The organism is Leifsonia sp. LS1 (genome assembly GCF_020521355.1).
Taxonomy (GTDB): Bacteria; Actinomycetota; Actinomycetes; order Actinomycetales; family Microbacteriaceae; genus Leifsonia.
On the sequence record NZ_BPER01000003.1, the window covers coordinates 1 to 25,810 of the forward strand.

Sequence of the window (25,810 nt, forward strand, 5' to 3'; positions counted from 1 at the left end):
CCCGCCGCGGGGGGGGGGCGGCCCCCCCCCCCGCGATTGCGGCGGCGGCGCCGCGAAGGGGCGCCGGCTAGGAGTAGTGCAGGCCGATGCGCTCGCGGATCGCGTCCAGCGAGCCCATGATCTCGACCGACTGCGAGAGCGGGAGGCGCGGGTCCTCCACGCCGCCCGCCGCGATCAGCCGCTCGATCGCCTGCGCCTGGTACTGCATCCCGCGACCGGTGACCGTCGCCTCGAACCGCTCGACGACCGTGTCCTCCGGGTCGAGCACCCGGAAGGCGGTCGGAGCGAAGAAGAACGGGTCGAACTCGATGCGGCCGTCGGTGCCGATCACGGTCGCGGTGTTGCTGCCGCGTGCGTCCAGCTCGGTCGTCAGCACGGCCTGCGCGCCGCTCTCGTAGGCGAAGAGGATGGCGGTCTGCCGGTCGACGCCGGTCGCCGTCGGCGTCGAGATCGCGTGGATGCCCGAGGGCGCTCCGAGCACATCCCACGCGAACGACACGGGGTAGATGCCGAGGTCGAGCAGGGCGCCGCCGCCGAGCGCCCGGTTGAGCATCCGGCCGGCCGGGTCGGGGCTCGCCTTCTGCGAATGGTGGGCGATGACCGAGCGGACCTCGCCGATCGTGCCGTCCGAGATCACCTCGTGCATGCGCAGCATGTGGGGGAGCCAGCGCGTCCACATGGCCTCGAGGGCGACGAGCCCGCCGGCCCGGGCGGCCTCCGCGATCTGCTCGGCCTCCGCGCGGTCCATCGTGAACGGCTTCTCGACCAGCACGTGCTTGCCGGCGCGGAGAGCGAGCAGCGCGTTGGGGGCGTGCTGCGGGTGCGGGGTGGCGATGTAGACCACGTCGACCTCGGGATCGGCCACCAGCTCCTCGTAGCTGCCGTGCGAGCGCGGGATGCCGTGGGACGCGGCGAACCGCGCCGCGGACTCCGACGTGCGCGAGCCGACCGCCCCGACCGCGTGGCCGTGCAGCGTCAGGTCGGCGGTCATGGCGGCGGCGATCCCGCCGGTGCCGAGGATTCCCCAGGTGGTCATTCGTGTCCTCTCGTCGGGCCCGCATCGGCACGGACCCGCGCCGCCATCGTAGCGACGCTCCCGCCGCGCTCGACTGCGCGCGAGTCATCGAGGCGGCCGACTGTGGGCCGTCTCGGCGTCGCGCACGGCATGTCGGGCCGTCTCGACGCAGCCGGGCCACACGGGGTCTGGCGGAGCGGCGTGCGGATCGATAGCGTCAGCACGGCAGGCGGCGGGAGGAGCGCGATGTTCGAGACGGACACCGAGGGGATCCGGCAGGAGGCGGCGACCGGCGCGCTCCCCGCGCGCGACCGCGTGGAGCAGTTGGTGCGAGCGGCCCACGAGCGCTACCGCGGGGTGGATGCGGGATCGGTCGCCGACTACATCCCCGCCCTCGCGGAGGCCGACCACGGCTGGTTCGGCATCTGCGTGGCCGACACGGCGGGCGGACTCGTCGAGATCGGCGACACCGGCGTCCCGTTCTCCATCCAGTCGATCTCCAAGGCGTTCGTCTACGCGCTCGTGTGCGACGCATTCGGGCACGAGCGGATCGGCGAGCTGGTCGGCGTCGACAACACCGGCCTCCCCTTCAACTCGGTGATCGCGCTGGAGCTCAACGGCGGCCACCCGATGAACCCGATGGTCAACGCCGGCGCGATCGCCACCACCGCGCTCGTCGCCGGGGAGACCGCCGACGCGAAGTGGGAGACGATCGCGCGCGGTCTCGCCCGTTTCGCCGGGCGCGCCCTGGAGGTGGACGACCGCGTCTTCACCTCCGAGTCCGAGACGAACTCCCGCAACCAGGCGATCGCCCGCCTCCTGCAGAGCTACGGCCGGCTGGACGGGGAGCCCGGCGAGATCGTCGAGGTCTACACCCGCCAGTGCTCGCTGCTGGTCACCGCCCGCGACATCGCGATCATGGGCGCGACCCTCGCCGACGGCGGCGTGAACCCGGTCACGGGGGAGCGGGTGGTGTCGGAGGAGGTGAGCCGCGACACGCTCGCCGTGCTCGCCGCCAACGGACTGTACGAGCGCTCGGGCGAGTGGCTGTTCCAGATCGGACTGCCTGCGAAGTCCGGCGTCTCGGGCGGCATCGTCTCGATCGCGCCGGGCAAGGGGGCGATCGGGACGTTCGCCCCTCCCCTGGACGCCGCGGGCAACAGCGTGCGCGGCGAGCGCGCGACCGCCTACCTGTCGCGCACGCTCGGCTTGAACCTGTTCGCGTCGGCCGCGGTCGGGGCGTCTGCCGTGCCTGCTCCCGCATCCACGCCCGCCCCCGACGAAAGGACCGTGTGATGACCGCGACGTCGGACACGCAGACCGCCCCCCGAGCCTCCTGGGCCCCGATGGTGGGGCTGTTCCTCGCCCAGGTGCTGATGTCGTTCAACGTGGCGGCACTGCCCGTCTCGCTGGGCGGCATGGTCCAGGACTTCGGCGTGCCGCCCACCTCGGTGAGCACGGCGATCGTGACCTACGGCCTGACGGTCGCGGCGCTGGTGATGGTCGGCGCGAAGCTCGGCCAGCGGATCGGCTGGGTGCTCATCTTCCGCATCGTGGTCGGGATCTTCGCGGTCTCTGCGCTCACGATGATCCTCGCTCCGACCGTGGGCTGGGTGATCGCGGCACAGGCCCTCGCCGGTGCATCGGCGGCCATCATCGTGCCGTCGCTCGTCGCCCTGATCGCCGAGAACTACCGCGGCGCGCAGCAGGCCACCGCCGTCGGGTCGCTCGGCTCGGCCCGTGCGATCTCGGGCGTGAGCGCCTTCCTGATCGGCGGCGCGCTCGGAACGTTCGTGGGCTGGCGGCCGGTGTTCGGCATCGTGCTCGTCCTCGCGATCCTGGTCCTCATCTTCAGCACGCGGCTGCGCAGCGACGGCGCCAATCCGGCCGTGAAGATCGACGTGGTCGCCGCGGTGCTCATCGGCGCGGCGATCGTGCTGCTCACCCTGGGCTTCAACAACCTGAACGCGTGGGGCGTGCTGCTCGCGCGCGACAGCGCACCGTTCAGCATCCTCGGGCTCTCGCCGGCCCCGGTCTTCATCCTGCTCGGCCTCATCCTGGGCCAGGCGTTCTTCCTCTGGACGCGGAGGCGCACCAAGCAGGGCAAGGTGCCTCTCGTCAGCCTGACCGTGCTCGGGTCCTCGCGTGAGCGGGCGGCGGTCTATGCGATGTTCATCGTCGTCGCGCTGGAGGCGGCGCTCAACTTCTCGGTGCCGCTGTACATCCAGATCGTCCAGGGTCGCACCCCGTTCGACACGTCGCTCGCGATGATGCCGTTCAACCTGACGGTGTTCATCGTGGCCACGCTCGTCGTGCGCTTCTACGGGAGGTTCGCTCCGCGCACGATCGGGGTCTTCTCGTTCTCGCTGACCACCGTGGCGCTGGTGTGGCTGGCGTTCGTCGTGACCAACAACTGGGAGACGCTGCCGACCATCCTGGGCCTCATCGTCTTCGGCGTCGGGCAGGGCGCCCTCGTGACCCTGGTGTTCAACGTGCTCGTCACATCCGCCCCGAAGAAGCTCGCGGGAGACGTCGGGTCGGTGCGCGGCACCACGCAGAACCTCGCCTCCGCGGTCGGCACGGCGCTCGCTGGGGCGATGCTCGTCACCATCCTGGGACTCAACGTCGGCCAGGCGGTCGCCGACCACCGCGAGCTGCCGCCCGAGATCGTCGCCCAGGTCGACCTCGACGACATCAACTTCGTCAGTAATGACGACCTGCGCGCGGCGCTCTCCCGCACCGACGCCACCCCGGCCCAGGTGGAGGCCGCCGTCGCGGTGAACGAGGACGCCCGCCTCAGCGCTCTGAAGCTCGGCCTCCTCATCCTCGCGGGCGTCTCGGCGGTGGCCATCATCCCGGCCTCGCGCCTCCCCCGGTACCGTCCCGGCGAGATCCCTGAGCCCGAGAACGTGTAGCCGCCGAGTCCGCGAATTCTCTGCGTACTCAACGGTTTCGGCCCCACTTTCCGCAGACTCGTCGGGGGCGGGAGGATGGTGGGGTGAGTATTCCTGCCAGCGAGCGCATCGTGTCGGTCAGCGTGAACCGGATCGAGCTGGAGGCCGAGGCGCCGTTCGTCGCGCTGCGGGCCGCGCTCGAGCGGGAGGTGCCGGCGCTCGACGAGAAGCGGGTGGCGTCACTCCTGCGCGCGGGCGCGTCGTGGGCGGAGCTGACCCGGGAGGTCTCGGGGCCGTCGGGGCTGCTGCGGTTCTGGTCGTACGACCCCACGCCGGTCATGCGCGTGGGCGGCGCCGACCTGCCCGCCGCCGGTTACGCGCTGGGGGACTACGTCACCGCGGCCCGGATGTTCCGCCACGACCCGGGGACCGCGCTCTACGCCCCCGCGCGCCTCGAGCTCCACGCCCGCGGCTCCCGCACGGTCCTTGCCTTCGACCAGCCGAGCTCTGCGCTCCGCACCTTCGGCAACAACAAGATCACACAGGCCGCCTTCGAGCTCGACCGCCTGCTCGGCGACCTGCTCGAAGACCTCGGCCTCCCGCGCCCGTCGGTGCTGCGGCTCTGAGACGGCGAGGCGGGGTCAGCCCTCGGCGGGCCGCGGGCTCGCGATCAACCGAACGGTCATCGCCACGGCGAAGACCAGCGACAGGAGGACGGAGACGGTCGCGCCGAGCCACGCCGCGCCCGCGATCTGCAGGAACAGCAGTTCGCCGGCGCCGGCCTGCACGCTGAGGAAGTGCTGACCCATCGCCAGTGCTCCGGTGATGCCCAGCCAGAGGGCGCACGTGACGGCGATCCACACCCGGCGCGGGAGGGACGCGGAGCCGAGCCGGCGGGTGGCGCGCGTCGCGAGGAAGTTCAGCACCGGCGGCGTCACGAGCGCCGCCGCGACGGACACGGCGGCGGCGAGTGCGCTGCCGCTGTTCGTCCCGACGAGTGCGGCGAGGGCGAGGAGGGGCAGCGCGAGGGCGAGGATGCGGACGGCCTGACCGGAGGTGCTGGTGCGCTTCATGGCTCCAGTCCACCGCGCGGGAGGCGCAGGCGCGTCGGCCGAGAGGACCAACCCGTCGTCCGTCCGGAGGATGACGTCACGAGCTCCGCGAGGTTCACGTCGTGGCCGTCACGCACGCGGAATGGCCGCACGGACGTGAACCTCGGCGGCCGGGCACCGTCACTCCTCGTCGGCGATGACGACCTTCACTCCGGCGGCGCGCAGCCGGTCGAGCTCGTCGGGGTCGGCGCTGCTGTCCGTGATGAGCATCTCGACCTGCTCGATCTCCGCCATCTGGGCGAGGGCGACGCCGCCGATCTTGGAGCCGTCGGCGACGACGACGGTGCGCTGCGCCTTGGCGACCATCGCGCGGTTCGTGCGCGCCTCGGTCTCGTCGTGGGTGGTGACGCCGCTCGTGGCGCTGATGCCGTCGGCGCCGAGGATGGCGGTGCCCACGTTGACGGCGTTGAAGGTGCTCTCGGCGAGGGCGCCGACGAGCTCCAGCGACTGCGGGCGCAGGAAGCCGCCGGTCATCACGACCCGCACGCCCGCGTAGCCGGAGAGCAGACCGGCGATGCTGAGGGAGTTGGTCACGACGGCGATGTCGCGGTGGTTCGCGAGGGCACGCGCGACGCTCGCGGTGGTGGTGCCGCCGCTCAGCGCGACGACGTGCCGCTCGGCGGGCAGCCTCCTGACCATGGCCTTCGCGATCGCCCGCTTGGCCTCCTGGAACCGTGTGTCGCGCAGCGCGACCGGGATCTCGCGGCCCTGCTCCAGGGCGGAGGCGCCGCCGTGCGTGCGTAGGATCAGGTTCTGGTCGGCGAGGTCGGAGAGGTCGCGGCGGGCGGTGGCGGCGGAGATGCCGAGTGCCTCGGAGAGATCGGCGAGGCTGATGGTGCCGCGCTCGGAGATCAGATCGAGGATGGCGAGCAGGCGCTGGGCGCGGCGACCGGAGGTGACGCGTGCGATGAGCGATTCGGCGGCGGGAGCGACCATGGAGCGGTCCTTTCGGCAGAGCGGTCGAGCACGGAGACGATCGCGAATCGATCACTCCACATGATCACTTTAGCGGTGAATCGCTCATTCTGTTGCGCGGAGTAGACACGCTACCGCAGGATCGCATCATGCCTCAGATTGTCTTCCTCGGAGCGGGCAGCGTGGTCTTCACCCGCCAGCTCCTCGCCGACCTGTTCCGCTTCGACGACCTGCCCTCGCTGCGGATCGTGCTGCACGACATCGACGCCGAGCGCCTCCACGTGGCGCAGGGCACGGCCGAGCACGTCGCCGAGCGCTTCGGCCGCACCGCCGAGATCGTCGCCACGCTCGACCGGCGTGAGGCGCTCGCCGGCGCGGACTTCGTGATCAACATGATCCAGGTCGGCGGCATCGACGCCACCCGCGTCGACCTCGAGGTCCCGGCCGCGGCCGGCCTCCTGCAGACCATCGGCGACACCACGGGCGTCGGCGGGGTGTTCCGCGCGCTGCGCACCTTCCCCGTGCTCTCGGGCATCGCCGCCGACATGCTCGACCTCTGCCCGGACGCGTGGTTCCTCAACTACACCAACCCGATGGCGATGAACGTGTGGTGGATGTCCGTCGTCGCCCCCTCGATCAAGACGGTCGGCCTGTGCCACAGCGTCTACTGGACGGTCCACGACCTGTGCCAGCTCATCGGCGTCCCGATGGAGGGCACGCACTACCGGGCCGCGGGCGTCAATCACCAGGCCTGGCTCGTGGAGTGGTCGCGCGACGGCGAAGACCTCTACCCGAAGCTGCGGGAGGCCGTCGAGCGCGACCCGGAGCTGCGCCGCCGCGTGCGCGTGGAGATCTTCCGCCGCATCGGCTTCTACCCGACCGAGACGAGCGAGCACTCCTCGGAGTACCTCGACTGGTTCCTCCGCTCGCCCGAGCAGATCGAGCGCTTCCGCCTGAACCCGCTCGAGTACATCGGCATCTCGGAGGAGAACGTCGCCGAGTTCGAGCACGCCCGGGCCGCGCTTGCCGCCGGGGAGCCGCTGGCGCTGGAGGAGGGCGCCGCCGAGTACGCGCCCCAGGTCATCCACTCGGTGCTCACCGGCACGGAGCGGATCATCCACGCCAACGTGGTCAACCGCGGTCTGATCGACAACCTGCCGGAGGGCGCCGTCGTCGAGGTGCCGAGCCGGGTGGACGCGGACGGCGTGCACCCCCTGCCGTTCGGCGCGATCCCCGTGCAGGGCGCCGCACTCAACCGCACCTACCTCTCGGTGGCGGAGCTCACGATCGAGGCTGCCCGCAGCGGCGACCCGGAACTCGTCCGCCGTGCCGTGCTCACCGATCCGAACGCGTCGTCGTCGCTCACCCCGGAGCAGATCTGGGCGCTGTGCGACGAGCTGACCTCCCGGCACGCGCCCCTGCTGCCCGCCGCTCTCGGCGGCACCCTGCAGGGGACGCCGTGAGCCTCGCGGCGACCCGCGAGCTGATCGCGGGGGCGGTCGCGGAGGGGGGAGCGCTCTCGGCCTTCAACGTGCTCTCCCTCGACCACGCGGAGGCCGTGGCGGCGGGGGCCGCCGCGGCCGGCTCTCCCGCGCTGCTGCAGCTCAGCGAGAACGCGATCGCGTTCCGCGGGGCGCCGGAGCCGCTGCTGGCGGCGTGCCGAGAGATCGCCGCCGCGTCGGAGGCGCCGCTGGGCGTCCACCTCGACCACATCGAGAGCAGAGACCTGGTGGATCGGGTCCTCGCCCGCGCGCAGGAGTTCGGCGTCGGCTCGCTCATGTTCGACGCCTCCCGGCTGCCGTACGACGAGAACGTCGCGGCGACCAGGGATGTCGTCGCCCGCGCCCACGAGGTCGGCGTCTGGGTGGAGGCGGAACTCGGCGAGATCGGCGGCAAGGACGGCGCGCACGCGCCCGGCGTCCGCACCGATCCCGGAGAGGCCGCCGAGTTCGTGTCCGCGACCGGGGTGGACGGCCTGGCCGTCGCGGTCGGCAGCTCGCACGCGATGCGCGACCGCTCGGCGCAGCTCGACCTCGACCTGATCGCCCGGCTCGCCGCCGCCGTCCCGGTGCCGCTGGTGCTGCACGGCTCGTCCGGCGTCGCCGACGATGTCATCGCCGCTGCCGTGGCCGCGGGCATCCGCAAGGTCAATGTGGGCACCGCGCTCAACATCGCGTACACGAGCGCGCTGCGCGGCGCTCTCGCCGACCAGCCGGACGCCGTCGATCCGCGCCGCTACACGCGCAGCGCGCGCGCTGCCATGGCCGACCTCGTCGCCGCCTTCTGCCGGGTCGTGGAGTCCCGCCGCACCCTCGCCTAGCCGCAAGCGATTCGTGCCGAATGTGGCGAAAGCGCGTCGCTTTTCCGCGATTCGTGCCGAATGTGGCGAAAGCGCGCCGCTTTTCCGCGATTCGTGCCGAATGTGAAGCGTCCTCGCGCGCGCACGAATGTGCGGTCAGAGGGCGAGGAGGCGGCGGGCGTTGCCGCGGTACACGGGCTCCAGGAGGACGGGGTCGAGATCGAGGGCGGCGACGTCCCATCGACCCTGACCCGGGATGTCGCTCTCGGGCGCGTAGCCGAAGCCCTCGTCCGCGGTCTCGAAGAAGCGGTAGTGCAGCCGGTACTGCTCGGCTGTCACCGGGTAGATGTCGGTGCCGAAGAGCACGCGGTCGGGATGCGCGGCCACGAGGCGCGCGAACCGCCGCGGCTGGCGGCCCAGCTCGGCCATGCGGCCCGCCGTGTCGATCGCGTAGTTCGGTGCGGCCTCCAGCAGACGCTCGACGCGGTCGAGATCCTCGGCCGCGCACCCGGCGTGCGCCCCGATGAACCTCGTTCCGGGAGCACCGAGCACGAGCGCCGCGTGCGCGTCGAGCAGCCGGTCGAAGCGGGGGTGCCGGTCGCTGTCGCCGAACCACCACTCGGGCATCGCGCCCAGCTCGTCGATCCGCTCGTTGTGGCGGTCGAGCGGCTCGAAGAAGGCGATGGGATCGGCGGTGTGGATGAGCACCGGGAGGCCGAGCGAGCCGGCGTGCGCGAGCACGTCGATCACCCGCCGGTCGTCCGGGAGGATCAGGGTGCCGTCCGCGTCGCGCACCGTCAGGCCGAGGCTCTTCCAGACCTTCACACCGCGGGCTCCGCGGGCGGCGCTGTCGTCGAGCGACGCGATCAGCCGGGCGACGCCGTCCGGCGCGGCCAGGAGGTCCCACTCCAGCTGGCAGAACGTGGCGAAGCGGCCGGGATGTGCGCGGTCGTAGCGCTCGACGTTCGCGGTGACCTCCTCGCCCCACAGGCCGTCGAGGTTGACGATCGTCTCCACCCCGCATTCGTCCATGAGGGCGACGAGCGCGGGCACGTCGTCGATCATCCAGTCCCCGTCGGTCAGCCAGCGACCGAGGTGGTTGTGCACGTCGATCACGGGATGGGCCGGCCTGTCGACGACGGTGGTGCGGGTGCGCAGCTGGCTGCGCGGCGCCCAGTCGGCGAGGCGGAGGTCGGCGAGGGAGGGGTGGTCCTGCTTCGGCATTCGAAACCTCTCTGTAACAAACAATCAGGCAGACTGAGCGATCTGCACAGTTTCGTTGTCAAACGCTCAATGTCCGCCAATGATAATCACAACGCGCACCGGAGTGCGCACGCACCGGAACGACCAACAGGAGCACCTCGTGACACTGACCTCCCGCGAAATCGCCAGCCAGCCGGACATCTGGCGCGAGGCGCTCGCGACCCGAGCCGACCGCGCGACCGAGCTGCTCGCCCGCCCGGGCGAGAGCGTCCTCGTGCTCGGCTGCGGCACCTCCGCTTTCGTCGCCGAGTCGTTCGCCTACCTGCGCGAGGGCGCCGGGCTGGGCGTGACCGACGCGGCCTACGCCTCCGAGCCGTGGACGTGGCGCGACTACGACGCCGTGCTGCTGCTGAGCCGCTCGGGCACCACGACCGAGGTGCTCGACGCGATCGAGACCATCCCGGCCGGCGTCCGTACCATCGCCGTCACCGGTGTGGCGGACTCGCCGGTCGCCGAGCGCGCCGACGACGTGCTGCTGCTGGACTTCGCCGACGAGGAGTCGGTCGTGCAGACCCGCTTCCCCACCACCTTCCTCCTGCTGGCGCGCCACGCCCTCGGCCAGGATGTCTCCGCCCTCCCCGCCGAGGCCGAGGCCGTGCTCGGCCGCCCGCTCGACGTCGACCTCGACGGCGTCAGCCACTTCGTCTACCTCGGCAGCGGCTGGACCTACGGGCTGGCCCAGGAGGCGGCGCTCAAGATCCGCGAGGCCGCACAGGCGTGGGCCGAGTCGTACCCGTCGCTCGACTACCGTCACGGCCCGCTGGCCGTCGCGGACTCCCGCTCGCTCGTGTGGATCATCGGCAAGGCCGAGCCCAGCCTCGTCGCCGACATCGAGCGCACCGGCGCGACCGTGCGCGTGGGCGACGCCGACCCGCTCGTCGAGCTCGCCCAGGCGCAGCGCCTCGCGGTCGCCGTCGCCGAGCGCGCCGGACTCAATCCCGACACCCCGCGTCACCTGACCCGCTCCATCGTGCTCGGCTGACCCCCCAGCCGCGCTCGTGGGGGGGGGGGGGGGGGGCGGGCGCCCCCCCGCCCGGCTGACCCGCAGCCGGGCGCGACAGAATCCGACACCAGCAGAATCCACAAGGGAGATCCGAAGATGCTGACTCCATTCCGCAGACGGGCGCTGCGCGCCACCGCCGTGCTGGCCGCCACCGTCGGAGTCGTCGCCCTGGCCGGGTGCAGCGGCTCGCAGGGCGCGACCACGCTCGACACGAAGGCCAAGGTCGAGATCGAGGTCTGGTCCGGCCAGGCCGACGCCGCGCAGAAGGTCATGGAGGGACTCGCGAAGGAATTCGAGAAGGCCCACCCGAACGTCACCATCGACCTCTCGCCGGGCGCCTCCTCGACCGACCAGCTGCTGCAGAAGCTCTCCGCCGGCTTCGCGGGCGACCAGTACCCGGACATGTCGTACGCGTTCGGCTCGTGGGCCGGCCAGCTGGAGGCCTCCGGGCGCACGCTGGACATCTCGGACGAGGTGAAGAAGCCGGAGGTCAAGTGGGACGAGTTCACCGCGGCCGCCCGCGGCACCGCCCAGCCCACCGGTAAGAAGGTCATCGGCTTCCCCGCCGTGGTGGACAACATCGGCCTCCTCTACAACAAGACGCTCTTCGACAAGGCCGGTGTCGCGTACCCGACGGCCGACTGGACGTGGGACGACTTCCGGGCGGCGGCGAAGAAGCTGACCGACCCCGCCAACCACATCTACGGCTACGGCTACTCGGTGTCCGGCAGCGAGGAGACGACCTGGCAGTTCTGGCCGCACCTGTGGCAGAACGGCGGCGCCATCCTCAACGACGACGCGACGAAGGCCGAGTTCGCCTCGCAGGCCGGCGACGACGCCCTGACCTTCCTGCGCGACATGGCCGTGGACGACAAGAGCGTCTATCTCGACCAGACCGACGTGAAGTTCGGCCAGCTGTTCGTCAGCGACCGGATCGGGATGATCACCTCGGGCCCCTGGCAGCTCTCCGACCTCAAGACCGGGGGCACGAAGTACGGCGTCGTGCAGCTGCCCGGCACGGACGGCGACCACCAGACGGTCTCCGGGCCGGACATCTGGGCGCTCTTCGACCACAAGGACAAGAACCGGGCCTACTGGGCGACGCAGTTCGCCGAGTGGCTGACATCGCCCGAGCAGGACGAGCGCTTCAACGTCGCGATCGGCAACCTCCCGCTGCGCTCGTCGGAGGCCGACTCCGCCGCCGTCGCCAAGGAGGCCGCGGAGTACCCCGGCTACGAGGTCTTCGTCGCCAACTCCGCCAATGTGAAGCAGACACGCCCGACGACCAAGGGGTACGCGGCCCTCTCCGTGGCGATCGGCAAATCGATCTCGGCGGTGCTGCAGGGCGACGGCGAGCCGAAGGCGGCGCTCGAGGACGCGGCGAAGACCGCCGACGCGGCCCTCGCCAAGGACAAGTAAGAGGGGCGAGGCCACGCGCATGGCAGACACCACCGCCCCCGCGCTCCGGCGGCCCGGCGCGTCCTCGGACGCGACCGGGTCGCGCCGGGGCCGTCGGCGCCGCGGGCTCACCTCGGCGCTGACCGGCTGGGGCTTCGTCGCCCCGGCGACCATCATCATCCTGGGCCTGTCGATCTTCCCGGCGCTGTGGGCGTTCGTGCTGTCATTCCAGAGCTGGGACGGTTTCAGCGACGCGTCCTGGGTCGGCGGGGACAACTACGCGCAGCTGATGAGCGACGCCGACTTCGGCAACGCCGTGCTCAACACGGTCGGCTTCACGCTGCTGTTCGTCCCCGCCTCCGTGCTGCTGGGGCTGTTCCTGGCTGTCGCCCTCAACCGGCGGATCCGCTGGATGGGCTTCTACCGCACCGCGATCTTCGTCCCGTTCGTCGCGTCGGCGGCCTCCACCGGCATCCTGTCGACGTACCTCTTCAGCCCGCAGTTCGGTCTGGTCAACAACGTGCTGCGGGTGCTCCACCTGCCGCAGCAGGGCTGGCTCGACGACCCGAAGCAGGCGATGCTCGTCATCGCGATCATGTCGCTGTGGGGTTCGGCCGCCTTCACGACGGTGATCTACCTGGCGGCGCTGCAGGATGTGCCCGCCGACCTCATCGAGGCCGCGCGCATCGACGGCGCGAACCGCTGGCAGACCTTCTGGCGGATCGTGTGGCCGCAGCTCGCGCCCGTCACGGCGTTCGTCGCGATCTGGCAGACCATCCAGGCGATCCAGCTCTTCGACCTCGTGTACACCACCACGCGCGGCGGCCCGCTCGACGCGACGAAGACCATCGTCTACTTCCTGTACGACAAGGCGTTCCACGCGCTGGAGTTCGGCTACGGCTCGGCCGCCGCCTACGTGCTCTTCGCCGCGACGCTGCTCATCACGATCGGCGTCGTGGTCATCCAGCGGCGCCGGGGCTCGGAGGCGTTCTGATGGCCACGGTTCTCGACGAGGTCTCCTCGGCCTCCCGCACGGTGGCGGAGGAGACGCGCGCCCGATCGCCGCGCCGCCGCCGGCTGAGCGGCTGGCACTTCGTGCTCTTCCCGATCGCGATCCTCTTCCTGGTGCCGTTTCTGCAGATGGCGCTCGCGTCGTTCTCGCCGGCGAAGGAGCTGGTCGCGTTCCCGCCGCCGTTCATCCCGTCGCACTTCACGATCGACGGGTACGTGAAGCTGTTCCAGCAGACCGACATCCTGCTCTGGCTCGGCAACACGGTCATCGTCTCGGCGACGGCGATCGTGTCGAACATCGTGCTGTGCTCGCTGGCGGGCTACGGCTTCGCCCGGCTGAAGTTCGCGGGCCGCGACTTCGGGTTCCTGATGATCCTGGCGACCATCATGATCCCGACGCAGCTGCTGATGATCCCGACCTACATCCTGTTCGCGAAGCTGGGGCTGCTGAACGGTCTCGGCGCGGCGATCGTGCCCTGGCTGGCGACCGCGTTCGGCATCTTCCTGATGCGGCAGTTCTTCCTCTCGCTTCCGGCCGAGCTGGAGGAGGCCGGAGCGATCGACGGCTGCAACCGCTGGCAGGTGTTCTTCCGGATCGTGCTGCCGCTCGCCCGCCCGGCGCTCGCCACGCTCGCGATCTTCACCCTGCTCGGGGCGTGGAACGACCTCGTCTGGCCGCTCATCGCGATCAACAACCAGTCGGCGTTCACCCTGCAGCTCGGCATCGCGAACTTCCAGGGCGCGCACCAGACCGATTGGAGCCTCATCATGGCCGGCAACGTGATCGCCACGCTTCCGCTCATCCTGTTCTTCCTGTTCGCGCAGCGGCAGTTCATCGCGACCATGACGTTCTCGGGACTGAAGGGATGAGCGGCGTGGCTGCACCCGGCGGCGGCGCCACCGTCGACGTGCTGGTCGTGGGCGACGCCAACCCCGACCTCCTGCTCACCGGAGACACGGTGCCGCGGTTCGGCCAGGCGGAGCAGCTGCTCGACTCGGCGGAGCTGCTGCTCGGCGGCAGCGCGGCGATCGTGGCCTGCGGGCTGGCGCGGCTGGGAGTGCGCACCGGGCTCGCTGCGGTCGTGGGCGACGACCAGTTCGGGACCGTCGTGCTCGACCGGCTCCGTGCCGGGGGCGTGGACGTCTCCGCAGTGACCGTCGACCCCGACCGGCCCACCGGCCTCTCGGTCGTGCTCTCCGAGCCCGGCGACCGCGCCATCCTCACCCTGCCCGGCACCATCCCGGTGCTCACCGTGGAGGCGGCCCGTGCGGCCATCGAGCGGCTGCGGCCCCGGCATGTGCACTTCGCCTCCTACTTCCTGCTTCCGGGCCTCGCGGCCGAGCTGCCCGCGCTGCTCGACGAAGTGCGTGCAGCAGGTGCGACCGTCAGCATCGACACGAACTGGGACCCGGCCGAACAGTGGGCGGGCCTGGAGGAGGTGCTCGCGCGCGTCGACCTCTTCCTGCCGAACCGCGAGGAGGCCCTCGCCATCGCCGCGGCGGTCGCCGGTCGCGCCTTCGCCGAGCTCGACGAGGCGGCCGCGGCGCTCTCCGCTCTCGGCTGCCGCGTCGTCGTGAAGGCGGGAGCCGACGGAGGCGTGGCGTTCGAGGGCGGCGCCCGTGTCGCCGCCGCGCCCGGGCTCGTGCTGGACGTCGTCGACACGACCGGCGCAGGCGACAGCTTCGACGCCGGGTATGTGGCCTCCCTCCTCGCCGACGTGGCGGAGGAGTCCGACCGCCTTCGCTGGGCCGCCGTCGCCGGTTCGCTCTCCGTTCGCGGAACCGGCGGAACCGGAGCGCAGGCCACGCGCGACGAGCTGGCCGCGCACACGGAGGTGCCGGTGTGACCGTCCACACGCTCGGGCTGACGCCGGCCCTCGACGTCGTCTACGTGCTCGACGAGGTGCGCGCCGGCGCGATCCACCGCCCTCCCGTGGTGCTGCGGTCGGCGGGCGGGAAGTCGCTCAACGTCGCGCGCGCCCTCGCGCTGCTGGGGGTCCCTGCCCGTGCCGTGGCACCGCTCGGCGGGCGCATCGGCGATCTCGTCGCCGAACTGCTGGCGCGGAGCGACGGCACGGGGGCGGGCACGGTGGAGCTCGACCGCATCCCCACTGCCGTCGAGACCCGGCTGTGCATCACGGCCTGCGACACCGGCGCGCGGAGCCTGACCGAGTTCTACGAGCCGGTCACCGAGTTCGATGTGGCGCCGGCGGAGATCGCGTCACGGCTCGCCGTCGCGCACCCGGGCGAGTGGCTGACGGTCTCGGGAGCGGCGCCCGCGGGCATCGACTCCGCCGCCTTCGCGGAGCTCCTCGCGGCCGAGTCGGCCCGCGGGGTGCTGTTGGCCGTCGACGTGCACGGGCCGACCCTCGGCGCGATCGTCGAGCGCGCCCGTCCTCGGCTTGTGAAGGTCAACCGAGCCGAAGCGGCGGACCTCACCGGGGCCGCCACCGGCGAGGAGTCGGCCCGCCAGCTGGTCGCACGCGGTGCGGCGATCGCCGTCGTCACCGATGGTGAGGCCGGGTCGGTCGCGGCGACGGCCGACGGCGATCTGGTCGTCGCGCCTCCCGTCGACCGGCCGGGGCTCTTCCCGGTCGGCAGCGGCGACTGCTACCTCGCCGGCCTGGTCGCAGCGCTGGACGCGGGAGCGGACCTGCAGCGCGCTCTGGAGGTCGCGGCCGCGGCCGGGGCGGCCAACGCGCAGGTCCCGGGCGCCGCGCGCTTCGACCCCGCCGAGGTGAGCCTGAGCGAGGTTCACGAAGTGGCGCCCATTCCGCCGGAATGAGCGCCACGACGTGAACCTCGGCTACGCGCCTAGGCCGGGATGGTCCACTGCTGTGTCCAGAGGCCGTTGCAGTCGTAGATCTGCAGCTTGGTGCCGTCGGTGGTCACACCCTGAGGGTCGTCCAGGCAGCGGCCCGACTGCGGGTTGAGCAGCGAGCCGTTGGCCTGGTGCACCCACTTCTGTGCGCCCGAGCCGTTGCACTCCCAGAGCTGCACCTTGGTGAAGTTGGCCGTGCCCTGGGCATCGACGTCCAAGCACTTGCCGAACGCGCGGATGCTGCTGTCGGGTGAGACCGACCAGTCCTGCCCCGAGGCCGTGCCGCACGTCCACAGCTGGGCGCGGTTGCCGTTCACCGCCGTGTTGGTGTCGACGTCGAGGCACTTGCCGCCCGGGCCGACGATCGCACCGGTTGGGCCCGGGAGGGTGCCGAGGCCCACGCGCACGTCGCACTGGTTGCCCTGGCCGAGCCAGGTCGCCGCGAAGTACAGGTAGGTCGTCCCGTTGCTCAGGGGGATGGCCGGGGTCGAGTAGCCCGGGCACGAGGGCACTCCCGAGGCGTAGCCGCCCGTCGGGTTCACCGTGACGGGGGTGGCGGCCTCGTACCAGGTGCCGGCGCCCAGCTGGGTGTTGGTGAAGAGGACGGTCCCGGACTCGGCGAGCACAGTCTTGTTGCCGGTCGGGCCGGCGACGACGCGCTGGCCAGAGAGCAACAGGGTGCCGTTCGGGCCGCCTCCCGGTGCCCACGAGATGTACGGCGTGTGCAGCAGTTCGCGGTCGTCGGACGTGCGGACGAGTGTTCCCTTGTCGCCGGCCGCGCCCCAGTTCAGGCCGTTGGAGCTGAACTTGATGTAGACCTCGCACGCGTGATCGGCGTTGGTCGCGTCACGGCACATCTCGTAGCTCATGACGAAACGACCGTCGGGGAGCTTGGCGAACGTCTGCATCCCGGGGCGGGCAAGGTTGTCGGAAGGGAAGACGACGTCGTCGGTCATGGCCGAGCTCCAGCTCGCACCGCCGTTCGTCGACGTGTAGTGGCCGATCTTCTGGTTGTTGGTGGTGCTGCCGGCCGGCCGCTCGTCCGAGATGAAGCAGGCGAGGGTGTCGTCGTTCGCCACGACGAACGATGGCTCCCAGATGCCGTGGCCCCAGGAGTTCGGGAGGCCGGAGGTCTGGGTGCAGTTCGAGAGGAAGGTCCAGCTCGCCCCGCCGTTCGTGCTCTTGAACACCTCCACCTTCTGGGTGGTGTAGTCGCCGACGTGCCAGGCCGTCCCGGCCGCGAGGATGTCGCCTGCGGCTAGGCCGGGGATGGTGCGCGGAACCTCGAACAGGGTCGGTGCCTCGATGTCCCACCCGGCGGTGTTGGACGAGATCGTCGAGATCTGCGACCAGCTCGTGCCGCCGTTGGTGCTCTTGTAGACGGGGAGGGTGCCGGGAGCGTTGTGGCCGCCCTTGGCGAAGGTCGCCAGCACGGTGTCGGCCGAGGTGCCGTCGTGCTCGAGGGCGATGGCCCGCGGGTAGCCGGCGGTGCCGTTGGGGAAGCTGCTCAGATTCGGCGAGTACAGCACGGAGCCGGGCAGGGCGGCTTCGGCGGGCGGTGCCGAGCCGGGGGAGATCGTGAGCACCGTCGCGGCGGCCAGGGCCGCTGCGGCGAGCAGTGGGAGCCGTCGCCCCCGACGCAGGATCGATTCCATGGAAAGTCCTCTCTGGTGAGGCGTCCGCGGCTTTGCGGACGTTGCAAACAGACCTTGCCAGGCATTTGCAAACGTTGCAAGGGGCAATCGCGGCTCAGACCGCGGGCGCGGTGCTCTCCCGGACGACGAGACGATGCGGCGCGACGACCTCTTCGGCGGGGAGGCCCGGCTCGTCGATCCGCGCGACGATGCGACGCACGGCCTCGCGCGCGATGAAGGGTGTGTCGAGGGAGACCGTGCTGAGCGAGGGCCGAGCGAAGCGACCCTCGTCGACGTCGTCGATACCGATTACGGCGACGTCCTCCGGCACGCGGAGTCCCGCGTCGAAGACGGCGCGCATCGCGCCGATCGCCAGAAGGTCGGAGAAGCAGAAGATCGCATCCGGTCGCTCGTCGAGGTCGAGGAGCTCCTGCGCTGCGCGATAGCCGCCCGGCCGGCTGTAGTGGCCGGCGGTCTTCACGAGATCCCCGTCGTACGGCAGTCCTGCGGCGGTGAGGGCCTCCGCGTATCCGGACTGGCGCTGGAGCGGGGTGGCGTACTCCTCGGCCGGCTGGGCGCCGATGGCCGCGATCCGGCGACGGCCGGTGGCGACCAGGTGCCCGACCGCGTCCTTCGCGGCCTGTACGTTGTCGATCGCGACGTGGTCGTAGCGGCCGTCGAACTCGTGCTCGCCGAGCAGGACCAGGGGCATCCGGGTCGCGCCGTGCATGTCGAGCAGTTCGGACTTGGTCACGAGCGGGCTGAACAGGAGGCCGTCGAACAGCATGGTCCGGTCGTCGCCGAGGAGCAGCTGGCGCTCCCGTTCGTGGTCGTGCCCGGTCTGGTCGATCATCACGCGGTAGCCCGTGAGTGCGGCGGCGTCGATGACCTCGCGCGCCAGCTCACTGAAGTACGGCACGTCGACTTCGGGCACGACCAGCGCGAGCATCCCCGTGCGCCCGGTCCGCAGTGTGCGGGCGACGGGGTTGGGACGGTAGTCGAGTGTCTCGATCGCCGCGAGGACGCGGGTCCGCATCTGATCGCTGACGTGCTCGTAGCCACTCACGACGTTCGACACCGTGCGCACGGAGACCTGGGCGAGCCGGGCGACGTCTCGCAGTGTTGCTGGCATGGAGTCATCGTAGCGTTTGCAACGTTCGCAAACGAACGCTACAGTTTGCATACGTTGGCAAAACACAAGGGAGTGTCCCATGAACCACCACCCGAAACGGCGGGTCCGCGGCCTCACGGTCGCTGCGGTGCTCGCCGCCTCCGCCTTAACCCTGACCGCCTGCGGTCCCGACATCGGTAGCGGCGGCGGGGGCACCGCCTCCGACCGCCTGCAGGCGCCGACCACCGATCAGCCCGAGGGTGAGATCACCATCTGGGACCGGTCGGGCGACCTGTTCAAGGTGTTCGACGGCGTCATCGCGGACTTCAACAAGAAGTACCCGAAGATCACCGTCCACCACGAAGCCGTCGACATCAACGCGAAGCTGCAGAACACGCTCATCACCGGGACCGACGTGCCCGACGGCGTCTTCCTGGACGACGCGATGGTCAGCGGATTCGCCGACCACCTGTGGGATCTCAGCGACGTCCTGAAGCCGTACGTGAAAGACATCGCCCCGCAGAAGATCGACGCGAACACCGTCGACGGCGGTATCTACGGCGTTCCGTACGACCTGAACCCTGGTCTGCTGTATTACAACGCGACGGCGCTCGAGTCGGCCGGCATCGACGCCACGAAGATCGCGACCTACGACGACCTCCTCGCCGCGGCCCGCGAGTACCAGAAGGCCAAGCCGGGCGCGAAGCCGATCCACCTCGAGCAGGGCGCCTTCCTGGGCCAGCTGCAGTTGGAGATGTACGCCAGCCAGCTCGGCACCTCGCTCGCGGACGCGAAGGGGAAGCTGCGCCTCGACAGCCCGGAGTACAAGCAGATCCTCACCTTCCTCGACACCGTGCAGAAGGAGGGTCTCGGCACCCGTTCCGAGTACCTCGGTCAGACCGACATCGCCGAGATGGAAGCCGGCAACGAGGTCTTCTACCCGTGGGCGATCTGGTTCGACTTCGCGCCGCAGCAACTGCTTCCGGAGACGAAGGGCGACTGGCGCGCGATGGAGCTCCCCGCCTGGAAGGACGGCGGCGCACGCAGCGGTGCGATGGGCGGATCCTCGTTCGTGCTGCCCAAGGACGGCAAGAACTCGCAGCTCGCGTGGCTGTTCTACGAGTTCCTGATGTACGACGAGGCGGGCTACTCGGCCGTCTGGGGCCCGAGCGATGTCTACCCCGAGGGGCTGAACACGTCCATCCCGGCCTACCTGCCGGCGGCGGAGCCGACGAAGCCGCTCTTCCAGAAGGTGCCGGCGCTCGGCGACCAGGACCTCTGGAAGGTCGCGACCGAGGCGGGCTCGCAGATCCCGGCCGACACGGCGATCCCCTCCTGGTGGAACGCGTCGACCGACTACCTCGGCACCGACCTGCAGCGGATGTACGACGGCGAGTTGAGCCCCGATCAGGTGATCGAGAAGGCCGGCGCGGACATCCAGACCAACCTCATCGACCGACAGTGAGCGCCAGAGAACGATGACGACCACGACCCTCCCCTCCGCGGCCCGGACGCGCGGCCGCTTCGGCGGCCCGCGACTGCGGCGCCGTCTCGCCCCGTACCTCTTCGTGCTGCCGTTCGTGGTGATCTTCCTGGCGTTCAGCGTGTACCCGCTGATCTTCACCGCCCGGCTGAGCTTCACGAACTGGCACGGGACCGGTGCCGCGGAGTGGGTGGGCTGGGGCAACTACGCCTACCTGCTGGGCAGCCCCGCCTTCTGGAGTTCGCTCGGCAACTCGGCCGTGCTCTGGCTCCTGATCGTGCCGGTGCAGATGGTGCTCGCGGTGATCGTCGCGGTGCTGCTCGACTCGGCCAAGCTGCGGCTGCGCGGGATGTACCGGGTCGCCTTCATCGTCCCGTTCGTCACGCCCCTGGTGGCGGTCGCGCAGATCTGGGTCGTCTTGTTCGACCAGGACCACGGCGCGGTCAACGCGCTGCTCGGGCTGGTCGGCCTCCCCGACGTCGGCTGGCTGACGACGAGCGCCTGGGCGAAGCCCACCCTCGCGCTCCTCTTCCTCTGGAAGACGACCGGCTTCATCGTGATCATCCTGCTCTCGGGGCTGCAATCGATCGACCGCTCGATGTACGAGGCGGCCGACCTCGACGGCGCCTCGCCGATCCGCCAGCTCTGGAGCATCACCGTCCCGCTGCTGCGCCGCACGATCATGTTCGCCGTGGTGCTGCAGACGCTCGCGGTGTTCCAGATGTTCGCCGAGCCGTTCGTCGTGACGCAGGGCGGCCCGTACAACTCGACGACGACGGCCGGCTACTACCTCTACAACCACATCACCCGGGGAGACCTCGGCACAGGAGCGGCGAACTCGTTCCTGCTCGTCATCATCGTGATGATCCTGTCGTTGTTCTTCGTCCGCCTCCTCCGAGCGAAGGACTGACCATGGCCACCCCCACGCTCCTCGACGGGCCGGCCGGCACGGCGGCCGCGCACCCGGCTCCGGCATCCCCCGCCTCCCCGCCCCGTCGGCCACGGCGCACGCGGCCGCGGATCGGGACGCAGGCGTTCCTCCTCCTGCTGCTGGTCGCCTTCCTCGCCCCGGTCGCCTGGGCGATCGTCTCGGCGTTCAAGCCGGCGAACGACATCATCCGCGACCCGCTGGGTTTCGACCCGTCGGCGTTCACCCTCGACAACTTCGCGGCGATGTTCCACGACGTGCCCATCGGCCAGGGCTTCCTCAACACCGCGGTCGTGCTCGTGGCGAAGGGCGCGATCACGCTGTTCTTCGCTCCGCTCGCCGCCTACGCGTTCGCGAAGTACCGGTTCGTGGGCAAGAACCTGATCTTCGGCACGGTCCTCGTCACGCTCATGCTCCCGACGATCGTGCTCATCATCCCGCTGCTGCTGGAGATGAAGACGTTCGGCTGGGTCAACACCTACCAGGCCCTCATCCTGCCCGGCTCGGTCGACGCCTTCGCGATCTTCTGGATGCGGCAGGTCATCAGCGCCGTGCCCGACGAGCTCCTCGACGCCGCACGCGTCGACGGCTGCGGCGAATTCGGCATCTTCTGGCGGGTGGTGGTGCCCGTGATCCGTCCGGGTCTGGCCGGGCTCGCGGTGCTCACGATCATGAACATCTACAACGACTTCGTCTGGCCCGTCGTGGTGGCGAGCTCCGACCGGATGGCCACCCTCCAGGTCGTGCTCTCCACGCTGGCGCAGAACATCACGGGCAATCGCATCGGCGCCGACTACGCCACGGTCACCGGTGAGCTGCTCGCGGCGAGCTCGATCGCCCTGGTCCCCCTGCTGGTGCTCTTCATCGTGCTCCAGCGTCACTTCATCAACGGCATCCTCGCCGGCAGCGTGAAAGGCTGAACATGACACTCTCCACGACCGACTCCGTCGTCACCGCCCCGCGGGCGACCCCGGATCAGCCGCGACCGGAGTATCCGAGGCCCGACCTCGACCGCTCGTCCCGCTGGCTCAACCTCAACGGGGTGTGGGACTTCGATGCTGCGGACGCGGCTCCGTCCATCACGGTGCCGTTCGCGTGGGAGACCACCGCGTCGGGCGTGAACCGCACCTGGCTCGAGCATGCCGTCTACCGCCGGTCGGTGACGGTCCCGGAGGACTGGGCGGGCGCGCGCGTCGTCCTGAGATTCGGGGCCGTGCACCACCATGCGGTCGTGCGGATCGACGGCAGCCCGGTCGGCGAGCACACCGGCGGCTACGAGTCGTTCGAGTTCGATGTCACCGCCCATCTCGTGCCCGGCATCGCGTCCGAACTGAGCGTCGAGGTGCACGCCCCGGCGGACAAGCGGGCCGTCCCGCACGGCAAGCAGCGCTCGATCCCCCGCGACGACTACGACGGCGTCTCGTTCACGCCGACCTCCGGCATCTGGCAGACCGTCTGGCTGGAGGCGCGCGGGCGTACCTACGCCCGGACCGTCTCTCTGCGCGGCGACAGCCTCACCGGCTTCGACCTCGTCGTGGACACGGCGGGCGAGGCCCCCGCAGGAGCTGTCGTGCGCGCACGCATCCGCGAGACGGGGGAGTCGGTCGACGTGCGCGCGGACAGCGAGGGCCGTGCCGTCGGGCGGCTCGAGGTCGCCGCGCCGCGTCTCTGGTCGCCGGCCGCTCCCCACCTCTACCGGGTGGAGGTCGCGGTCGGCGACGGGGAGCACGCGGACACGCTCATCGCAACGGCGGGCCTTCGCCGCATCGAGACCCGCGGCGAGCAGCTCGTGCTGAACGGCGAACGCTTCTCCATCCGCGGTGTGCTCGACCAGGGCTACTGGCCGGAGACGGGTCTGACCGCACCCGATGAGGCGGCGCTCCGCGGCGAGATCGCCCTCGCCCGCGGCCTGGGCTACAACCTCGTGCGCAAGCACCTCAAGTTCGAGGAGCCGCTGTGGCTCCACGAGGCCGATGTTGCCGGGATGCTCGTCTGGGCGGAGCCGCCGTGCCCGAGCCGGTTCTCGACCGAGGCGGCGGAGGCGTTCGAGGCGCAGCTGCCGGCCATGGTGGAGCGCGACGGCAACCATCCCTCGATCGTGATCTGGGGCCTGTACAACGAGGAGTGGGGGCTGGACTGGGATATCTCCGGCAGCCCGGAGCGGGCCGCCGCCGCCGAGCACGCCTACGAGACGCTGCGGGCGCTGGACGACACCCGTCCTGTCGTCGAGAACTCGGGCTGGTCGCACGTGCGCACCGACCTCGTCGACTGGCACTACTACGAGCCGGACCTCGCCGAGTGGAAGCGCGCGGTCGCGGCGATGGCCGACGGGTCGCAGGACGACTTCTCCGTCCGTCTCGGTCCGGACTTCATCGTGGACAAGTCCTTCTACGCCTCCGACGCGGTGCCGCGCACCGGGGTGCCGATCGTCAACAGCGAATACGGCGAAGGCTTCACGAGTCTCGAGCGCGCCTGGCACCTGCGCTGGGAGACCCAGGAGCTGCGCCGGCACGACCGCTTCGCCGGCTACGTCTACACCGAGTTCGCCGACGTGGAGCACGAGGCCGCCGGCCTGCTGACCACTGATCGGCGCGCGAAGGACTGGGGAGGCTGCGTGCCCGCGGACGTCAACGCCGAGACGGTCCTCATCCTCGACCTCGTGCCGCTGCGTGCCGGAGCGGATATCGAGCCGCCGCGCGAGCCGTTCGCGCTCACGGTGCACGTCTCGCACCACGGCCGCCTGCCGGTCGACGTGCGCGTCCAAGCCGCCTGGTTGTCGGCGGGCGCCCCGGTCGACGGTGCATCGGCACGGGCTGCGCGCGGTCGTCCGGATGCCGTGGGCGCCGAGCTGCGTGTCGAGCCGTTCGTCGTGTCGGACGGAGTGGAGCTCACGGTCAGCGCGTCGCCGGTCGCGGCACGGCTGCTGGTGTGGGCGACCGACACCTCCGGTGCCGTCGTCGCGCGGGCGTTCCTCGATGCGGCCGAAGTGGAGGCGCCCAACCGTCGCGGCGCGCGCCAGGTCTGACGCGCGAAGTTCACGTCGTGGTGCCCATTCCGCCGGAATGAGCGCCACGACGTGAACCTCGGCGGCCGACCCTGAGAAAGCAACACAAATCAATGTTGCTCTCTGTTGGTTTCTGTTGTAGCTTGTGGGAAACCAATGGAGGGCCACCACGTGTATGCAACGGAGCGTCAGGGACTGATCGAGCGTCAGCTGCTCGATGAGGGTCGCGTCGCGGTCGTCGAGCTCTCGGCCCGCTTCGGTGTCACCACCGAGACAGTGCGCCGCGACCTGGACGCCCTGGAGCTGGCCGGCGCGCTGCGGCGGGTGCACGGCGGCGCCGTCGCGATCGGCCGCGGGAGCACTGCGGAGGCGAGCGTGGGCGAGCGCACGACGCTCCGCGCCGACACCAAGCAGCGGATCGCCGCGCGCGCGCTCGACGTGCTGGGGGAGAAGTTCCGCGGATCCCTCTACTTCGACGCCGGCACCACGACGGCCGCCGTCGCGGGCCTCCTCCCCGGGCGGCTGTCCGAGACCCGCGGCGAGACCGAGGTGGTGACCCACTCCCTCACCCTCGCCCCGGCGCTCGCCGGAGCGGACGGGGTGGCGCTCACCGTCGTCGGAGGCCGCATCCGCGGGGTCACCGCAGCAGCGGTGGGCGCCGCCACGGTGCGCTCGATCCAGTCCCTCCGTCCGGACATCGTCTTCGTCGGGACCAACGGTGTCTCGGCCGGGTTCGGCCTGAGCACGCCCGACCCGGAGGAGGCCGCGGTCAAGGAGGCCATCGTGCGGGCGGCCCGACGCGTGGTCGTCGTGGCCGACTCGAGCAAGTTCGACCAGGAGTCCCTCGTCTCGTTCGCCGGCCTGGCCGCGGTCGATCTGCTGGTCACCGACCGGGCCCCCGAGGGCGCGCTCGCCGACGCGCTCGCCGACGCCGACGTCGAGGTGTGGGCGGCATGATCGTCACGCTCACGGCCAACCCGTCGCTGGACCGGGCGGTCACCCTCGGTGCGCCGCTCCAGCCCGGCGAGGTGCAGGCGGCGGTCGCCGCGCGCGAAGACGCGGGCGGGAAGGGCATCAACGTGGCCCGCGTCGTGGCGACGGCGGGCATCGCGGCGCTCGCGGTGCTCCCTCTCGCGGCGGACGACCCCTTCGAGGCTGCTCTGCAGGCCACCGGGGTTCCGACCCGACGCGTCCCGATCCGCGGCCACGCCCGCGCGAACCTCACCATCACCGACCCGTCGGGGGTCACCACCAAGCTGAACCTGCCCGGGGCCGCACTCGAGCCTGCGGACGCCGCCGCGCTGGTCGCAGCGGTGGTCGAGGCCTGCGCCGGCGCGCGCTGGCTGGTCCTCGCCGGATCGCTGCCGCCCGGGGTTCCCGACGACTTCTACGTCACCGTGATCCACGCGGTGCGCGAGCGCTGGCGGGATGCGGCGCCGCAGGTCGCGGTCGACAGCTCGGGGGAGGCGCTGCGGGCCGCAGCCCTGCACGCGCATCCCGACCTCATCAAGCCCAACGAGGACGAGCTCGCCGACCTGGCGGGCGTCGCCTTCGACGACGAAGACCTGCCGCACGCGGTGTCGGAGGTCGCGCGGACTCTCGTGCCGGACCGCGTGGGCGCGGCGCTCGTCACGCTCGGCGCGCGCGGCTCGGTGCTCGTCACCCCCGACGTCGCGTATGCGGCGGAGGCGCCCCGCATCCACGTGCGGAGCACGGTCGGGGCGGGTGACAGCGCCCTGGCGGGCTACCTGCTCGCCGACGTCGCGGGCGCGGCCCCGGTCGACCGTCTCGTCAACGCCATCCGATACGGCTCCGCGGCCGCGACCCTGCCCGGCACCCAGCCGCCCCGCCCCGCCGATCTGCCCGGCGACGACATCCGCGTCGCCGCGCTCCACCTCTGAACCACGACATCCGAACCA

23 protein-coding genes are annotated in these 25,810 nt (G+C 71.0%); 17 read left to right on the forward strand and 6 right to left on the reverse strand.

The annotated features are described in order from the left end of the window. Positions 1-67 precede the first annotated feature (67 nt). Positions 68-1,036 (reverse strand): Gfo/Idh/MocA family protein, encoded by a 969-nt coding sequence (locus LLS1_RS06240; RefSeq protein WP_226654054.1) that lies wholly within the window; start codon positions 1,034-1,036, stop codon positions 68-70. Between the two features lie 225 nt (positions 1,037-1,261). Between LLS1_RS06240 and glsA the strand changes: the two genes are divergently transcribed. From glsA to LLS1_RS06255, 3 genes are all read left to right on the forward strand, one after another. Next, complete coding sequence (gene glsA, locus LLS1_RS06245) at positions 1,262-2,311, forward strand: glutaminase A (RefSeq protein WP_226654055.1); 1,050 nt, start codon at positions 1,262-1,264, stop codon at positions 2,309-2,311. Further along, positions 2,311-3,930, forward strand: a complete 1,620-nt coding sequence (locus tag LLS1_RS06250) for an MFS transporter (protein WP_226654056.1) — start codon at positions 2,311-2,313, stop codon at positions 3,928-3,930. Before glsA ends, LLS1_RS06250 begins: the two co-directional genes overlap by 1 nt. An 83-nt stretch (positions 3,931-4,013) precedes the next feature. After that, positions 4,014-4,535, forward strand: coding sequence for a hypothetical protein (locus LLS1_RS06255; RefSeq protein WP_226654057.1), 522 nt, complete (start codon positions 4,014-4,016; stop codon positions 4,533-4,535). Positions 4,536-4,550: 15 nt separating this feature from the next. Here LLS1_RS06255 and LLS1_RS06260 read toward each other — a convergent pair whose 3' ends face one another. Beyond that, a complete protein-coding gene (locus tag LLS1_RS06260) occupies positions 4,551-4,982 on the reverse strand; it encodes a hypothetical protein (protein WP_226654058.1) in 432 nt (143 codons plus the stop codon). Positions 4,983-5,141: 159 nt separating this feature from the next. Then, positions 5,142-5,957: a DeoR/GlpR family DNA-binding transcription regulator gene (locus LLS1_RS06265; protein WP_226654059.1), complete on the reverse strand. Its 816-nt coding sequence runs from the start codon at positions 5,955-5,957 to the stop codon at positions 5,142-5,144. Positions 5,958-6,085: 128 nt separating this feature from the next. Between LLS1_RS06265 and melA the strand changes: the two genes are divergently transcribed. Both melA and LLS1_RS06275 read left to right on the forward strand, forming a co-directional pair. Beyond that, positions 6,086-7,399, forward strand: a complete 1,314-nt coding sequence (gene melA, locus LLS1_RS06270; protein ID WP_226654060.1) for an alpha-galactosidase — start codon at positions 6,086-6,088, stop codon at positions 7,397-7,399. Continuing rightward, a complete protein-coding gene (locus LLS1_RS06275; RefSeq protein WP_226654061.1) occupies positions 7,396-8,256 on the forward strand; it encodes a class II fructose-bisphosphate aldolase in 861 nt (286 codons plus the stop codon). The genes melA and LLS1_RS06275 overlap by 4 nt, the downstream gene beginning before the upstream one ends. A 135-nt stretch (positions 8,257-8,391) precedes the next feature. Here LLS1_RS06275 and LLS1_RS06280 read toward each other — a convergent pair whose 3' ends face one another. Then, a complete protein-coding gene (locus tag LLS1_RS06280) occupies positions 8,392-9,459 on the reverse strand; it encodes an amidohydrolase family protein (RefSeq protein WP_226654062.1) in 1,068 nt (355 codons plus the stop codon). A gap of 139 nt (positions 9,460-9,598) precedes the next feature. Between LLS1_RS06280 and LLS1_RS06285 the strand changes: the two genes are divergently transcribed. From LLS1_RS06285 to LLS1_RS06310, 6 genes are all read left to right on the forward strand, one after another. Beyond that, complete coding sequence (locus tag LLS1_RS06285) at positions 9,599-10,480, forward strand: SIS domain-containing protein (protein WP_223358170.1); 882 nt, start codon at positions 9,599-9,601, stop codon at positions 10,478-10,480. A 117-nt stretch (positions 10,481-10,597) separates the two neighbouring features. Beyond that, complete coding sequence (locus tag LLS1_RS06290; protein WP_226654063.1) at positions 10,598-11,920, forward strand: ABC transporter substrate-binding protein; 1,323 nt, start codon at positions 10,598-10,600, stop codon at positions 11,918-11,920. A 19-nt stretch (positions 11,921-11,939) separates the two neighbouring features. After that, complete coding sequence (locus LLS1_RS06295) at positions 11,940-12,893, forward strand: carbohydrate ABC transporter permease (RefSeq protein WP_226654064.1); 954 nt, start codon at positions 11,940-11,942, stop codon at positions 12,891-12,893. Continuing rightward, positions 12,893-13,780: a carbohydrate ABC transporter permease gene (locus tag LLS1_RS06300; protein ID WP_226654065.1), complete on the forward strand. Its 888-nt coding sequence runs from the start codon at positions 12,893-12,895 to the stop codon at positions 13,778-13,780. The genes LLS1_RS06295 and LLS1_RS06300 overlap by 1 nt, the downstream gene beginning before the upstream one ends. Before the next feature lie 5 nt (positions 13,781-13,785). Beyond that, positions 13,786-14,757 carry a carbohydrate kinase family protein gene (locus LLS1_RS06305; protein WP_226654066.1) on the forward strand — a complete coding sequence of 324 codons (972 nt, stop codon included), beginning with the start codon at positions 13,786-13,788 and terminating at the stop codon, positions 14,755-14,757. Continuing rightward, positions 14,754-15,695: a 1-phosphofructokinase family hexose kinase gene (locus LLS1_RS06310; protein WP_226654067.1), complete on the forward strand. Its 942-nt coding sequence runs from the start codon at positions 14,754-14,756 to the stop codon at positions 15,693-15,695. Before LLS1_RS06305 ends, LLS1_RS06310 begins: the two co-directional genes overlap by 4 nt. Before the next feature lie 29 nt (positions 15,696-15,724). Here the strand turns inward: LLS1_RS06310 and LLS1_RS06315 are convergent, their stop codons facing one another. Next, positions 15,725-17,386, reverse strand: coding sequence for a sialidase family protein (locus LLS1_RS06315; RefSeq protein WP_226654068.1), 1,662 nt, complete (start codon positions 17,384-17,386; stop codon positions 15,725-15,727). A gap of 94 nt (positions 17,387-17,480) precedes the next feature. Beyond that, positions 17,481-18,497: a LacI family DNA-binding transcriptional regulator gene (locus LLS1_RS06320; protein WP_223358163.1), complete on the reverse strand. Its 1,017-nt coding sequence runs from the start codon at positions 18,495-18,497 to the stop codon at positions 17,481-17,483. Positions 18,498-18,576: 79 nt separating this feature from the next. Here LLS1_RS06320 and LLS1_RS06325 point away from each other — a divergent pair, with 79 nt between their 5' ends. The 6 genes from LLS1_RS06325 (at position 18,577) to pfkB (ending at position 25,792) form a co-directional block, all read left to right on the forward strand. Continuing rightward, a complete protein-coding gene (locus LLS1_RS06325) occupies positions 18,577-19,941 on the forward strand; it encodes an ABC transporter substrate-binding protein (protein ID WP_226654069.1) in 1,365 nt (454 codons plus the stop codon). 13 nt (positions 19,942-19,954) lie between these two features. Continuing rightward, the gene (locus LLS1_RS06330; protein ID WP_226654070.1) at positions 19,955-20,869 is read left to right on the forward strand and encodes a carbohydrate ABC transporter permease; all 915 of its coding nucleotides are present in this window, start codon (positions 19,955-19,957) and stop codon (positions 20,867-20,869) included. Between the two features lie 2 nt (positions 20,870-20,871). After that, positions 20,872-21,807 (forward strand): carbohydrate ABC transporter permease, encoded by a 936-nt coding sequence (locus LLS1_RS06335; protein WP_226654071.1) that lies wholly within the window; start codon positions 20,872-20,874, stop codon positions 21,805-21,807. Positions 21,808-21,809: 2 nt separating this feature from the next. Next, on the forward strand, positions 21,810-23,912 hold the full coding sequence (locus LLS1_RS06340) for a glycoside hydrolase family 2 protein (protein WP_226654072.1): 2,103 nt from the start codon (positions 21,810-21,812) through the stop codon (positions 23,910-23,912). A 150-nt stretch (positions 23,913-24,062) separates the two neighbouring features. After that, on the forward strand, positions 24,063-24,848 hold the full coding sequence (locus LLS1_RS06345) for a DeoR/GlpR family DNA-binding transcription regulator (RefSeq protein WP_226654073.1): 786 nt from the start codon (positions 24,063-24,065) through the stop codon (positions 24,846-24,848). Continuing rightward, positions 24,845-25,792 (forward strand): 1-phosphofructokinase, encoded by a 948-nt coding sequence (pfkB, locus tag LLS1_RS06350; protein ID WP_226654074.1) that lies wholly within the window; start codon positions 24,845-24,847, stop codon positions 25,790-25,792. Before LLS1_RS06345 ends, pfkB begins: the two co-directional genes overlap by 4 nt. Positions 25,793-25,810: the final 18 nt, after the last annotated feature.

Excerpts from the sequence above, each read along its gene's own strand:
- LLS1_RS06320 (WP_223358163.1), bottom strand. The coding sequence starts at position 18,497 with ATGCCAGCAACACTGCGAGACGTCGCCCGGCTCGCCCAGGTCTCCGTG.
- LLS1_RS06330 (WP_226654070.1), top strand. The coding sequence starts at position 19,955 with ATGACGACCACGACCCTCCCCTCCGCGGCCCGGACGCGCGGCCGCTTC.
- melA (WP_226654060.1), top strand. The coding sequence starts at position 6,086 with ATGCCTCAGATTGTCTTCCTCGGAGCGGGCAGCGTGGTCTTCACCCGC.
- LLS1_RS06290 (WP_226654063.1), top strand. The coding sequence starts at position 10,598 with ATGCTGACTCCATTCCGCAGACGGGCGCTGCGCGCCACCGCCGTGCTG.
- LLS1_RS06300 (WP_226654065.1), top strand. The coding sequence starts at position 12,893 with ATGGCCACGGTTCTCGACGAGGTCTCCTCGGCCTCCCGCACGGTGGCG.
- LLS1_RS06295 (WP_226654064.1), top strand. The coding sequence starts at position 11,940 with ATGGCAGACACCACCGCCCCCGCGCTCCGGCGGCCCGGCGCGTCCTCG.
- LLS1_RS06280 (WP_226654062.1), bottom strand. The coding sequence starts at position 9,459 with ATGCCGAAGCAGGACCACCCCTCCCTCGCCGACCTCCGCCTCGCCGAC.
- LLS1_RS06335 (WP_226654071.1), top strand. The coding sequence starts at position 20,872 with ATGGCCACCCCCACGCTCCTCGACGGGCCGGCCGGCACGGCGGCCGCG.
- glsA (WP_226654055.1), top strand. The coding sequence starts at position 1,262 with ATGTTCGAGACGGACACCGAGGGGATCCGGCAGGAGGCGGCGACCGGC.
- LLS1_RS06240 (WP_226654054.1), bottom strand. The coding sequence starts at position 1,036 with ATGACCACCTGGGGAATCCTCGGCACCGGCGGGATCGCCGCCGCCATG.
- LLS1_RS06260 (WP_226654058.1), bottom strand. The coding sequence starts at position 4,982 with ATGAAGCGCACCAGCACCTCCGGTCAGGCCGTCCGCATCCTCGCCCTC.
- LLS1_RS06340 (WP_226654072.1), top strand. The coding sequence starts at position 21,810 with ATGACACTCTCCACGACCGACTCCGTCGTCACCGCCCCGCGGGCGACC.
- pfkB (WP_226654074.1), top strand. The coding sequence starts at position 24,845 with ATGATCGTCACGCTCACGGCCAACCCGTCGCTGGACCGGGCGGTCACC.
- LLS1_RS06315 (WP_226654068.1), bottom strand. The coding sequence starts at position 17,386 with ATGGAATCGATCCTGCGTCGGGGGCGACGGCTCCCACTGCTCGCCGCA.
- LLS1_RS06265 (WP_226654059.1), bottom strand. The coding sequence starts at position 5,957 with ATGGTCGCTCCCGCCGCCGAATCGCTCATCGCACGCGTCACCTCCGGT.
- LLS1_RS06250 (WP_226654056.1), top strand. The coding sequence starts at position 2,311 with ATGACCGCGACGTCGGACACGCAGACCGCCCCCCGAGCCTCCTGGGCC.
- LLS1_RS06325 (WP_226654069.1), top strand. The coding sequence starts at position 18,577 with ATGAACCACCACCCGAAACGGCGGGTCCGCGGCCTCACGGTCGCTGCG.